Origin of the sequence: Mycobacterium sp. GA-1841 (assembly GCF_001954135.1) — a bacterium.
GTDB lineage: Bacteria > Actinomycetota > Actinomycetes > Mycobacteriales > Mycobacteriaceae > Mycobacterium.
This window is the reverse complement of sequence record NZ_MBEQ01000009.1, coordinates 137,180-149,937: the sequence shown is the minus strand read 5'-3', so window position 1 is coordinate 149,937 and position 12,758 is coordinate 137,180. Positions and strand designations below refer to the sequence as shown.

Genomic DNA, 12,758 nt, shown 5'->3' with positions numbered 1-12,758 from the left:
AAAGAGGAACCGATGACCGCATTTCCCACGTACGACACCATCAAATACGAGGTGGACGGCCACAAGGCCACCATCACGTTGAACCGGCCCGACGCGCTCAATGCGCTCTCGCCCCACATGATCACCGAGTTGCGGGCCGCCTACGCCGAAGCCGAGAACGACGACAACATCTGGTTGATGATCGTCACGGCCACCGGCCGGGCGTTCTGCACCGGCGCGGACGTCAAGGAGATTCCCGGCGACGGAAAAGTTCTCAACGAACGTCCCTACCTGTCCACCTACGAACAGTGGGAGGCACCGCAGGAGGGCACTCCGCCGTTCCGAAGCATGGCCAAGCCCGTGGTGGTGGCGATCAACGGCATCTGCTGCGGCGCCGGTTTGGATTGGGTCACCACCGGCGACATCGTGATCGCGTCGGACCAGGCGACCTTCTTCGACCCACATGTGAGCATCGGTTTGGTGGCGGCCCGCGAGATGGTGCGCCTGGCCAAGGCTCTGCCGCGTTCGGTGGCACTGCGGATGGCGTTGATGGGCAAACACGAGCGCATGACCGTCGAACGTGCCTACGAACTCGGCCTGATCACCGAGATCGTCGAACACTCTCAACTGCTGGAACGTGCCCACGAGATTGCCGACACCGTATGTCTCAATGCCCCACTGGCGGTTCGGGGCACTCGGTTGGCCATCCACAAGACGCTGGACCTGCCACTGCACGAGGGCGAGATCCTGGCGGAGACGTTCCGCGAGCGCGTGGTCCGCACCGAGGACGCTTTGGAGGGGCCGCGGGCGTTCGTGGAGAAGCGTAAGCCGAACTGGCAGGCACGGTAACCGTGGAGACATTGCTGCTCGACTTCGACCATCAATCACGGGTCGCTACCGTCACGCTGAACCGCCCTGAAGCGCTGAATTCGTTCAACCGCGCCATGTGCCACGAGATGCGCGATGCCTGGCACGCCATCAAGGACGACGAGGGCATCAACTCCGTGGTGTTGCGGGCCGCTGGTGACCGCGCGTTCAGCGCCGGGCTGGACGTCAAGTCCAGTTACGGTCAACCCGAGATCGTCTGGAACCACGAGGATCCCGGTGAGCTACTCAGCCCCAAGTGGCAGAAGATGTGGAAGCCCGTGGTGTGCGCGGTGCAGGGCATGTGCACTGCCGGCGCGCTGTACTTCGTCAACGAGGCCGACGTGGTGATCTGCTCGCAGGAGGCCACGTTCTTCGATTCGCACGTCAGCGCCGGGCTGGTGTCGGCGTTGGAGCCGATCGGACTGATGCGTCGAATCGGGCTCGGTGACACGTTGCGGATGGCGTTGATGGGCAACGACGAACGCGTCGGTGCCGAAACTGCGCTGCGGATCGGCCTGGTCACCGAGGTGGTGGCCCGCGACGCGCTCTGGGATCGTGCGCACGAGATCGCAGCGACGATCGCCGCCAAACCGCCGACCGCCACCCAGGGCACCGTCAAGGCCATCTGGGAATCCCTGGACAAGCCGTACCGGGCCGCCATGGACCAGGGCCTGATCTACACCCGGCTGGGCAACCCGATCGCCAAGGCCGAGTTGGCCGAGCGCCCACTGCCCAAGAACACACCCCGGATCCGCTGATGACACATCCACTCTCACAACGTATCTCCGATGTGCTCGCTCTTGACCCGACAGCACACGCGGTCCAGTACGACGGTGCCTGGGTCACCTGGGGCCAACTCGCCACCCTGGCCCGTCGCATCGGCGCGGTGGCAGGCGGCGCGCGGGTGGGGATCATGTTGCGCAACCAACCCGCCCACGTGGCAGCACTTCTCGGCGTGCTGGCCGCCGGTGGCACGGTCGTCGTCATCAATCCCGCCCGCGGTGACGAGCGGACCCGCGCCGACGTCGAAGCGCTGGCCCTGCCGGTGTTGGTCGGTCTGGCCGAGGACCTCGCCACCCTGGCCGCACCCTCCCCCGCAACGACGACGGTGACGATCCGAGACCTCGATACCGAGCCCGACGTCGCGCCCGCCCAAGCGCCGGTGCAGGACGCCGGACGTCCCGGGGTGGCGGTGTGGATGCTGACCAGCGGCACCACCGGGCCACCCAAACGCGTCGACCTCACCTACGACATGCTCGCCCGCAGCGTGATCGGTCGCGATCCCGAGAACGCCGCGGCACCAACCGAATTGCGGCACGGCGTGGCGATCGTCAACTCGCCGCTGGTTCACGTCGGCGGGGTGTTCCGGGTGCTGTTGTGCATCGCCGAGGCGCGGTCATTCGTGCTGCTGCCGAAGTTCGAGCTGAGGCGCTGGGCCGACGCGGTCCGGGAACATCAGCCGAAGGCGGTGTCACTGGTGCCCGCCGCGCTGCGAATGGTGCTGCACTCCGATCTCACCCGCGACGACCTGGCCGGGATCCGCGCCGTCACCTCCGGTACCGCCCCATTGTCGGCCGATGACGCCGACGCGTTCACCGAGAAGTTCGGCATCCCGGTGCTCACGTCGTATGCCGCCACGGAATTCGGCGGCGGAGTGGCCAGTTGGACGCTGGCCGACCACCAGAAATACTGGAAAGACAAGCGCGGCAGCGTGGGCCGTGCCAATCCCGGTGCCCGGCTTCGGGTGGTCGACGAGGGCGGCACGGAGTTACCTCCGGACGAAAAGGGCCTGCTGGAGGTCAAACCGGCGCAGTTCGACGCCGACGCCGACTGGCTGCGGACCACCGACCTGGCCCGCATCGACACCGACGGCTTCGTCTGGATTCTCGGTCGCGCCGACCAGGCCATCATCCGCGGTGGGTTCAAGGTGATGCCCGACGATGTCCGTACCGCCTTGGAGAGCCATCCGGCCGTGCTCGGCGCGGCGGTGATCGGCCTGCCCGACGACCGACTCGGTGAGACGCCGGTGGCGATGGTCGAATTGCGCGGACCGGCCCCGGCAGCCGAACTGACCGACTATCTACACAGCCGGCTGGCCCGATACGAGATCCCCACCCAGATCGCCATCGTCGACGCCATCCCCCGCACCCCATCGGGCAAGGCCGATCTCGGTGCTATACGGGAGTACTTCTCTGCCAGTGCCTGACACCGTTCCCGGACTACTGCGCGGATGCCCCGAGCATCCGTTGCTGATCTGCGACGGTGACCGGATCAGCTACCCCGAGGCCGAACGGCGTTCGGCCTCGGTGGCTCGTGGGCTGATCGAGCTGGGTGCGGGAAAAGGTACCCACGTCGGTCTTCTGTACCCCAACGGGGTCGACTTCGTGGTGGCCATGCTGGCCGCCTCCCGAATCGGTGCCGTGGTGGTGCCATATTCGACGTTCCTCACCGCCACCGAGTTGGCCCACCAACTGCTCGACAGCGATACCGCGATCCTCCTGTCGACGCGCCGCTATCGCAACCACGATTATGTGCAGCGTCTGGACGGGATCACAGGCCCGTGCCTGCGGCACGTGCTGTTCGACCTGCCGCAGGCCGACGGGCCAGACCTGGCCGGGTTGGACGACGACGTCGACGGATCTGACGTCTTGGCGATCATCTACACGTCAGGTTCGACCGGCGCACCCAAAGGCGTGGTGCACACACACGGCGCCTTGCTGGCACATCAACGCGGTCTCAACGAGATTCGCGGATTCACTGCCGACGACCGGTTGTTCTGCAATTCCCCGTTCTTCTGGATCGGCGGCTTCGCCTTCGGACTGCTGGCCACCATGACTGCGCGCGCCACCCTGATCTGTTCGACCTCGACCGACCCCGGCGCCACCCTCGATCTGCTGGAGGCCGAGAAGCCCACCGTCACCAATGGTTTCGTGGCCGGCATTGCCGAGCTGGCCGGTCACCCGAGCTACCCGGATCGGACGTTCTCGGCCCGCCGAGGCAACCTGTACCCGATCATGGCGCCCGACTGTCGTCCCGCTGATCCGCAGCTGCGCCACAACATGCTGGGCATGACCGAGACCGGCAGCGTGGTGTTGATCGACACCGACGAGGGCGATCAGCCAGAGTGCCGGCGCGGCAGCTATGGCCGGCCGGCACCCGGATTCGAGACGAAGGTGCTGGCTTCGGGTGAATTGTGCCTCCGTGGGCCCCATCTCATGCAGGGTTACTACGGCCGCAACCGTGAGGACTGCTTCGATGCCGACGGTTGGTTCCACACCGGGGATCTGGTACGCATCGACGGGGACGGCTACGTCTACTTTCTCGGCCGGGCCGGGTCGATGATCAAAACTGCCGGTGCCAACGTCACACCGGGAGATGTCGAGGAGGCGTTGGCAGCACTCGGATATTCGGCGCATGTGATCGGAATACCTGATCCGGAGCGAGGGCAAAGCGTGGCCGCTGTCGTGGTGATGGACGCCCCTGGGCGTTTCGACGAGCACGAGGTCCGGCGTGCGCTGCGATCGCGGTTGTCGGCTTACAAGGTACCGCGGCGGTTCGCGGTGGTACGACGCGACGAGTTACGCGTGTTGTCCAGCGGCAAGATCGATTTTGCCGCCCTGGCCGGGCTGTTCGATGTCTGACGCGATGCTGACCATCGACGCGGTCGTGCGTCGGAACGCGACGGCGACGGCCAGCAAGCCCATGGTGATCGACCCGACCGTCCGGCTGACCTACGCCGAACTCGATTCCGGCACTGCGGCGTTGGCTGCGGGCTTCATCACCGCGGGCGTCACCAAGGGTTCTCGCGTCGGCCTCATCATGCCGAACGGGGCGGACTGGGTCCGCATCGCCGTGGCACTGATGCGGATCGGCGCGCTCCTGGTCCCGTTGAGCACCCTGCTGCGCCCCGGTGAACTGGCCGCACAACTCCGCATGGCATCGGTGCAGTTCCTGGTTGCGGTCGAGGAGTTCCGGGGCCATCGCTACCCCGTGCAGCCCGATCAGGTGCCCGCGCTGCGTACGGTGTGGACCGCTACGGAGGCGCTGAAGTTCAGCGGACCTCGCCACGCTGCCGATGCGCTGGCAGCCCGGGTGCGCGAGAGCGACCCGATGGTGATCATGTTCACTTCCGGGAGCAGCGGAGCACCTAAGGGCACCATGCACTCCCATCGAAATGCACTGGGCGCCGTCCGTTCTGGGCTGGACGCCCGGTGCATCACCGCCGGCACCCGGCTGTATCTGCCGATGCCGTTCTTCTGGGTCGGCGGGTTCGGCGCCGGCATCCTCACCGCCCTGATGGCCGGCGCCACGCTGGTCACCGAGCCGGTCCCGCGGCCTGACTCGACTCTGGGCCTGCTGCAACGCGAACGGGTCACACTCTTCCGCGGCTGGCCTGAGCAGGCCGAGGCGCTTGCCCGCCATGCGGGCACCGCCGACCTGAGCGCCCTGCAGCCCGGCAGCCTTGAGGCACTGTTGTCGCCCGGCCTGCGGTCGCAGCCCGGAGCCCGGGCGTCGCTGTTGGGGATGACCGAATCGTTCGGCCCGTACTGCGGATACCGGGCCGACACCGATATGCCGGAGTCGGCGTGGGGTAGTTGCGGCAGACCGTTCGACGGCATGGACGTACGCATCGTCGACACCGTCACCGGAACACCGCTGCCCCACGGGGAAACCGGGGTGATCCAGATCCGGGGTCCGCACGTGATGCGGGGCATCTGCCGACGCACACGCGAGCAGGTGTTCACCCCGGACGGCTACTACCCGACCGGCGACCTGGGGTACCTCGACGAGGACGGATTCCTGTTCTACCGCGGCCGGTCCGACGACATGTTCAAGGTTCGCGGCGCCACCGTGTATCCGAGCGAGGTACAACGGGCGCTGCGTGGGATTCCGGGCGTTCGCGCCGCCCATGTGATCAATGTTCCGGATAGCCAGACCAACCGGGTCGGCGCGGTGGTCGTGGGTCATGGGCTCACCGTCGAGTCACTGTGCACGGCCACCCGGGCAGCCCTCAGTTCGTTCAAGGTGCCGACGCTGTGGCTGCTGCTCGACCACGACGACGCGGTACCGCGGGGAGCCACCGGAAAAGTCGACAACGCCGCGCTACTAGAGATGCTCAGGAAAGGTGACCGACAATGAAAACCAAAGGCGCACTGGTGTGGGATTTCGGTCAGCCGTGGTCCATCGAGGAGATCGACATCGGAGACCCGCGCAGGGGCGAGGTGAAGGTGGCCCTGGAAACTGCGGGCTTGTGCCACTCCGATCATCATCTGATGACCGGGGACATCCCGATGGCCGACTTCCCGATTCTGGGCGGGCACGAGGGCGCCGGGGTGATCGTGGAAGTCGGCCCGGACACCGAGGGCCTCGCCGTCGGCGATCACGTGGTGATGTCGTTCATTCCTTCCTGCGGCAGCTGCCCGGCCTGCCAGGTCGGCCTGCGCAATTTGTGCGACCTGGGAATGGGCCTGCTGGCGGGCGCTTCGGTCTCCGATGGTTCCTTCCGCGTACAGACCAAGGGACAGAACGTGATCCCCATGTCCCTGCTGGGTACGTTCTCCCCCTACGTGGTGGTGCACCGCACCTCCGTGGTGAAGATCGACCCGTCGATCCCGTTCGAGGTCGCCTGCCTGGTCGGTTGTGGGGTGACCACCGGATACGGCTCAGCTGTGCGCAGCGCCAACGTCCGGCCTGGTGAAGACGTCGCCGTCATCGGTATCGGCGGTGTCGGCACCGCGGCCCTACAGGGTGCCGCGATCGCCGGCGCGCGACGAATCTTCGCCGTCGACCCGGTCGAATGGAAGCGCGAGCAGGCCCTGAAATTCGGTGCTCGCGAGGCCTATCCGGACGTGGCCACCGCACTGGCCGGGGTCGCCGATGCCACCGGCGGACGAATGTGTCACAAGGTCATCGTCACCGTCGGACGCACCGAGGGCGACCAAGTGGAATCGTGGATGCAGCTCACTGCCAAGGGCGGTACGTGCGTACTCACCGCGATGGGCAACGTCGTCGACGACGACACCACGCTGAACCTTGCAGGTTTGACCCTGCTGCAGAAGAGCCTGCAGGGCAGCCTCTTCGGCGGCGGCAATCCTCAGTTCGACATTCCGAACCTGTTGACCCTCTACCAGCTCGGTGAGTTGAACCTCGATGACATGGTCACCCGCGAGTACCGGCTGGAACAGATCAACGATGCCTACCGGGACATGTTGGAAGGACGCAATATTCGCGGGGTGATCCGTTACACGGATGCCGACCGATGACCGCTGACATCTTCGAACTGTTCGAGCTGATCGGCTATCGGGATGTGCCGGGTTCCGATGACCAGGTGGTGGTCGAGCTTCCCGTCGCGCCGCACGTGATCAACACCAACGGTGGGTTGCAGGGCGGTCTGCTTGCCACCCTGGTCGATACCGCTGCGGGCAAGCTGGCCATGCGCCAGTTGCCGCCCGGTCACAGCGTGGTGACTTCTGACCTCAACCTGCGGTATCTGCGGCCGGTCACCGAGGGCGCTGCACGCGCGGTGGCCCGGCTGGTGCACACCGGTAAACGGTCCATGGTGATTCAGGTGGAGATCTTCACCGTGCCCGACAACGACCTGGCCGTCGTCGCCTCCGTGAGCTTTGCGAAGATCCAGGTGAAGGAGGCAGCGACGTGAAGCTCGGAATTTCCACCCCGATCGTGATGCAGCACCCCGGCGAGTTCTCACCGTGGGAGGCAACCGCCGGCCCCGACGAGCTGGCAGTGATCGCCGAGGCCGCCGACCGCTTGGGTTTTCACCACCTCACCTGTGCCGAGCACACCGGAATTCCCGCCTCGGCCGCCGGGGTTCGTGGGACCGTGTACTGGGACCCGCTGGCCACTTTGTCGTTTCTGGCTGCCCGCACCCGACAGATCCGGTTGGCCACCGCCGTCGTCGTGCTGCCTTATCACCACCCGGTGGCGCTGGCCAAGAGCTACGGCACCCTCGACCGGCTCAGCGGGGGACGTGTCATCCTCGGCGTGGGCGTCGGATCGCTCACCGAGGAGTTCGAGTTGCTCGGAGCGCAATGGGCCGACCGGGGCGCCGCAGCCGACCGCGACATCGCCACACTGCGCGCCGCCTGGGGGCAGCCGGTGGTCGACGGCTTCGCCATCGAACCGCATGCGCCCCGCACGGAGGTGGCGGTCTGGGTGGGCGGGCGTACCAAACACTCGCTGCGTCGCGCCGTCGAACTGGGCACCGGCTGGATGCCTTTCGCTCTTTCGCCGGACATGATCGCCGAGTTTCTCGCCTCACGCGAGCTGCCCGCGGATTTCGACGTCGTCCTCTCGCCCGGCGTGGCCTTGGACCCGCTCGGCGACCCGCCCGGCACCCGCCGGCGGCTCGACCGGCTGCGTGAGGTCGGGGCCACCATCGCCAACTGCTCGGTGCAGTCACACAGTGCCGAACATTTCTGTGAGCAGCTCGAGGCACTGAAGCCGATCGGTGAGGGGCGCTGACTCACACGATCTGATTCGCCCGGAGCTCAGCAATTTCGTCTGCGCCATAGCCGATCTCACCGAGCACTTCATCGGTGTGCTCTCCCAACAACGGGGCGCGACGCCGGATCGTCCCGGGAGTTGCCGACATCCGGAACGGGGTCTCGACGATCGGCACGTCCCGCGATGCTCCGGGGAACGGCATCCGGTGCAGATAGCCCATGGCCTGCACATGCGGGTCGTCCAGTACGTCTTGGGTGGAATGCAGTGGCGCGGCGGGCATTTTCGCTTTTTCCAACAGCTCCAACACTTCAGCTTTGGTCTTGTCGGCACACCACTGCGCCATGATGTCGTTGAGGATGTCGCCGTTGGCCCAGCGGATGTCGTCATTGGCGAAACGAGGGTCGTCGAACAGTTCTTCGCGGCCCACCAGCCGGCACCAACGCTTGAACATCGGCTGACCGGCCACCTGGAGCAGCACCCACTGATCGTCGGCGGTGCGATACAGATCGCATGGCGCGACGGACGCACCCTTGTTGCCCATCCGGGGCTTGTCCACCTGCAGTAGCTCTCGCTCGATCAAGAAGGCATTCGACAACATCAGTGCCGTGGGCAGCAGGGCGCCCTCGACGTGTTGACCCTGGCCGGTACGGTCGCGGTGATACAGCGCCATCATCACGCCGATCGCCAAGGTGAGCGCCGTCCCGAAATCCGCGTACGGCACCACGGTCCGAATCGGTTGGTCCGGCAAACCCTGCCGGTACACCGCTCCCGACATCACCTGACCGGCCCCGTCGAAGCCGATCTTTTCGCTGTACGGTCCGCCCTCTCCGTAGGCGGTGGCGCTGGCCAGGATGATGTCCGGTTTGACCGCCTTGAGGGTTTCGTAATCCAGTCCGTTGGCCCGCATCCCGGCCGCAGGCATGTTGGCGATCACGATGTCAGCGCTCGCCACCAGCCGGCGGGTGATCTCGGCGCCCTCGACCGTGGTGGAGTCCAGGGTGAGGGAACGCTTGTTGCGGTTGCACTGCAGAAACGTGCCGCCCTCGCCACCCTCGGTGACGGCCTGCACCCAGCGGTCCTCCCCGCCCTCACGTTTCTCGACCCGCAGCACGTCGGCGCCCATGTCGGCCAGAATCGCGCTGCACCACGGTGCGGCGATGAATCGGCCGTAGTCGAGCACCCGGATCCCGTCGAGAACCCCTGATGTCGCTGCCATGTGCGCCTACTTTCTTTCGGCGAGCAGACGCAAACCAGTCCCTTTTGGGGCCGAAATGTACAGGTTTGTGTCTGCTCGCGGGATTACGTGACCTACTCCAGCACGCCCAGGCGCTCGAGATGGTCGGTCAATGGCTTGGACGCCGCACACAGATGCTCGGCCATCGCCGCACGGGCCGAATCGCCGTCCCGCGCCTTGAGGGCCGCCAATATCCGCCGATGGTCGTGGGTGGACTGCTCGGGCCAGCCCTCGACCGTCGGATACACCGATTCCAATGCGTACCGGGTGATCTGCGACATCAACTGCGCCAGCTTCGGCGATTCAGCGGCCCGGTTGACACCGCGATGGAACGCATGATTGAGCCGAACCGCCGCCTCGTGGTCGTCGCGCGCATAGGCTTCCTCCAGCTCACGCTGGATCTGGTCGAGTTCGCCGAGCTGCCCGTCGGTGATCTGACCCGCGGCCCGCGACGCCAGCTGACCACCGATGTGGGCCTGCACGCCGGCCACGTCGTCGATGTCGCGACGAGTGACCGGCAGCACCAGGAACCCCCGCCGGGGCTGTTGGGTCAGCAGCCCCTCGGTGCGCAGGCCGAACAAGGCTTCACGCACCGGCGTCACGCTGATCCCCAGCTCAGCGGCCAACTGCTCCAGACGGATGTAGTTTCCCGCCGGGTAGGTGCCGTCGAAGATCCGCCGTCGGATCAGCCGGGCCACATCCTCGGCCAACTGGGGCCGCGCAGCGAAATCGGGGATGGACACGGCTCACACCCGATAGTCGGACAGCAGTCGCTTGCTGATGATGTTCTTCTGGATCTCGCTGGTGCCCTCACCGATCAGCAGGAACGGGGCGTCCCGCATCAGCCGCTCGATCTCGTACTCCTTCGAGTAGCCGTACCCGCCGTGGATGCGGAAGCTCTGCTGGGTAACCTCCGAACAGAACTCGCTGGCCAGGTATTTCGCCATACCCGCGGCCACGTCGTTGCGTTCACCGGAGTCCTTGAGTCGGGCGGCGTTGACCATCATCAGGTGGGCGGCCTCGACTTTGGTTGCCATCTCGGCCAATTGGAAGGCGACGGCCTGATGCTCGGCGATCGGTTTGCCGAAGGTCTCCCGCTGCTGCGCATAGCGCACGGCGAGTTCGAAGGCGCGGATCCCGACGCCACAGGCACGGGCCGAGACGTTGACCCGACCGACCTCGACCCCGTCCATCATCTGGAAGAAGCCCTGCCCGGTGACCCCGCCGAGTACGTCGTCCGCACTGGCGCGGTACCCGTCGAAGATCATCTCGGTGGTGTCGATGCCCTTGTAGCCCAGCTTGTCGAGCTTGCCCGGAATGGTCAGCCCGGGCACCACTTCGCCGAAGCCGGTGGGCTTTTCGACCAGGAACGCCGTCAGGTTGCGGTGCGGCTTGTCGGCCCCCTCGTCGGTGCGCACCAGCGCGGCCACCAGGGTGGAGCTACCGCCGTTGGTGAGCCACATCTTCTGGCCGCTGATGAGGTAGTCGCCGTCGGGTTGTTTGGTCCCCCGGGTCCGAATGGCCGCCACATCCGACCCCAGCTCGGGCTCGGACATCGAGAATGCGCCACGGGTTTCGCCGGTGGCCATGCGCGGCAGGAAGTTCTGCTTCTGGGCGTCGGTGCCGTGCTGACGGATCATGTACGCGACGATGAAGTGGGTGTTGATCACCCCGGACACACTCATCCAGCCGCGCGCCAACTCCTCGACACACAACGCGTAGGTGAGCAGCGATTCGCCGAGCCCGCCGTACTCCTCGGGGATCATGAGTCCGAACAGACCCATGTCCTTCATCTGGTCGACGATGGCCTGTGGGTAGGTGTCGGAGTGCTCCAACTCCTGAGCGTTCGGGATCACCTCTTTGTCGACGAATTGCCGCACCGTCGAAACGATTTCGGTCTGGAACTCGGTGAGGCCCAGGGTTTGCGCAAGTCTGGTCATGACTCTGTTTCTCCTACAGCCGCTCGAAGATAGCGGCCAGCCCCTGGCCACCGCCGATGCACATGGTCTCCAGCCCGTAGCGGGCCTGACGCCGATCGAGTTCCCGGGCCAGCGTGGCCAGCATGCGACCGCCGGTCGCCCCGACCGGGTGCCCCAGCGAGATCCCGGAACCCCGAACGTTGGTGCGCTCGAAGTCGGCGTCGCCGAACTTCCATTCCTTCATCACCGCCAGCGCCTGGGCGGCGAACGCCTCGTTGAGTTCGATCAGGTCGATATCGCTCAACTGCAGGCCGGCTTTGGCCAGGGCCACCTCGGTGGCCGGCACCGGACCGATGCCCATGACGTTGGGTGCGACGCCCGCCGAACCCCACGACACCATCCGCACCAGCGGCCGCAATCCCAGCTCAGCGGCCTTCTCCGGCGTGGTGACGATGCACATGGACGCGGCGTCGTTTTGGCCGCTGGAGTTGCCCGCGGTCACGGTGGCCTCTGGGTCCTGTTTGAGCAGAACGGGTTTGAGTTTGGCCAGCGCCTCGACCGTGGTGTCGGCGCGAGGATGCTCGTCGGTGTCGACGACGGTCTCGCCTTTCCTGGAGCTGACCGTCACGGGAATGATCTCCTCGGTCAGTACTCCGGATTCCTGGGCCGCCACCGCACTGCGATGTGAGCGCACCGCGAGTTCGTCCTGCTCGGCGCGGGTGATGCCGTATTCACGGCGCAGGTTTTCGGCGGTCTCCAGCATTCCACCGGGCACCGGATAGAACTGACCTCCGGCAGTGGTGCGGCCGCGGGCGAGACCGTCGTGAATCTGGACCCCGGAACGCGCACCGCCCCAGCGCATGTCAGTGGAGTAGAAGGCCACGTTGCTCATGCTCTCGGCGCCGCCGGCGATCACCAGATCGTTGTCGCCGCTACGGATTTGCATACAGGCCTGGATCACCGCCTGCAAACCGGATCCACAACGCCGGTCGACTTGCATGCCCGGTACGGTCACCGGCAGCCCGGCGTCGAGCGCCACCACCCGGCCGATGGCCGGAGCCTCACTGTTCGGGTAGCAGTGGCCCAGAATCACATCCTGCACCTGCTCGGGTGCCACCCCCGTGCGCTCCAACAGACCTTTGAGTGCGACGACACCGAGTTCGACCGCCGTCAGCGATTTGAACATGCCGCCGTAGCGGCCGATCGGGGTGCGGACCGGTTCGCAGATGACCGCCTCGACGGTGCTCATGACTCGACTCCCACTCGCTCCGGTCCTCGCTTCGCTGCGATCCTCA

General features: G+C 66.1%; 12 protein-coding genes. 8 read left to right on the top strand and 4 right to left on the bottom strand.

The window, feature by feature from the left end:
• Positions 1 to 12 precede the first annotated feature (12 nt).
• The 8 genes from A5740_RS01915 to A5740_RS01880 are packed head-to-tail and all read left to right on the top strand — an operon-like array spanning position 13 to position 8,328.
• Positions 13 to 828, top strand: coding sequence for an enoyl-CoA hydratase/isomerase family protein (locus A5740_RS01915; RefSeq protein ID WP_076191010.1), 816 nt, complete (start codon positions 13 to 15; stop codon positions 826 to 828).
• 2 nt (positions 829 to 830) lie between these two features.
• Positions 831 to 1,604 (top strand): enoyl-CoA hydratase/isomerase family protein, encoded by a 774-nt coding sequence (locus tag A5740_RS01910; protein ID WP_254849046.1) that lies wholly within the window; start codon positions 831 to 833, stop codon positions 1,602 to 1,604.
• A complete protein-coding gene (locus A5740_RS01905; protein ID WP_076191007.1) occupies positions 1,604 to 3,052 on the top strand; it encodes a class I adenylate-forming enzyme family protein in 1,449 nt (482 codons plus the stop codon). Before A5740_RS01910 ends, A5740_RS01905 begins: the two co-directional genes overlap by 1 nt.
• Positions 3,045 to 4,487: a class I adenylate-forming enzyme family protein gene (locus A5740_RS01900; protein ID WP_076191005.1), complete on the top strand. Its 1,443-nt coding sequence runs from the start codon at positions 3,045 to 3,047 to the stop codon at positions 4,485 to 4,487. Before A5740_RS01905 ends, A5740_RS01900 begins: the two co-directional genes overlap by 8 nt.
• Positions 4,480 to 5,985 (top strand): class I adenylate-forming enzyme family protein, encoded by a 1,506-nt coding sequence (locus A5740_RS01895; RefSeq protein WP_076191004.1) that lies wholly within the window; start codon positions 4,480 to 4,482, stop codon positions 5,983 to 5,985. The genes A5740_RS01900 and A5740_RS01895 overlap by 8 nt, the downstream gene beginning before the upstream one ends.
• Positions 5,982 to 7,109, top strand: coding sequence for an NDMA-dependent alcohol dehydrogenase (locus tag A5740_RS01890; protein ID WP_076191002.1), 1,128 nt, complete (start codon positions 5,982 to 5,984; stop codon positions 7,107 to 7,109). The genes A5740_RS01895 and A5740_RS01890 overlap by 4 nt, the downstream gene beginning before the upstream one ends.
• The gene (locus A5740_RS01885) at positions 7,106 to 7,504 is read left to right on the top strand and encodes a PaaI family thioesterase (RefSeq protein ID WP_076191001.1); all 399 of its coding nucleotides are present in this window, start codon (positions 7,106 to 7,108) and stop codon (positions 7,502 to 7,504) included. The genes A5740_RS01890 and A5740_RS01885 overlap by 4 nt, the downstream gene beginning before the upstream one ends.
• Positions 7,501 to 8,328: a TIGR03619 family F420-dependent LLM class oxidoreductase gene (locus A5740_RS01880; RefSeq protein WP_076190999.1), complete on the top strand. Its 828-nt coding sequence runs from the start codon at positions 7,501 to 7,503 to the stop codon at positions 8,326 to 8,328. Before A5740_RS01885 ends, A5740_RS01880 begins: the two co-directional genes overlap by 4 nt.
• 1 nt (position 8,329) lies before the next feature.
• Here A5740_RS01880 and A5740_RS01875 read toward each other — a convergent pair whose 3' ends face one another.
• The 4 genes from A5740_RS01875 to A5740_RS01860 all read right to left on the bottom strand — a co-directional run bounded on the left by A5740_RS01875 (position 8,330) and on the right by A5740_RS01860 (position 12,712).
• Entirely contained in the window at positions 8,330 to 9,526 is a 1,197-nt protein-coding gene (locus A5740_RS01875) for a CaiB/BaiF CoA-transferase family protein (RefSeq protein WP_076190997.1), read from the bottom strand.
• Between the two features lie 92 nt (positions 9,527 to 9,618).
• Complete coding sequence (locus tag A5740_RS01870) at positions 9,619 to 10,287, bottom strand: GntR family transcriptional regulator (RefSeq protein ID WP_076190996.1); 669 nt, start codon at positions 10,285 to 10,287, stop codon at positions 9,619 to 9,621.
• 3 nt (positions 10,288 to 10,290) lie between these two features.
• A complete protein-coding gene (locus A5740_RS01865) occupies positions 10,291 to 11,484 on the bottom strand; it encodes an acyl-CoA dehydrogenase family protein (protein WP_076190994.1) in 1,194 nt (397 codons plus the stop codon).
• A 13-nt stretch (positions 11,485 to 11,497) separates the two neighbouring features.
• The gene (locus A5740_RS01860) at positions 11,498 to 12,712 is read right to left on the bottom strand and encodes an acetyl-CoA C-acetyltransferase (protein ID WP_076190993.1); all 1,215 of its coding nucleotides are present in this window, start codon (positions 12,710 to 12,712) and stop codon (positions 11,498 to 11,500) included.
• Positions 12,713 to 12,758: the final 46 nt, after the last annotated feature.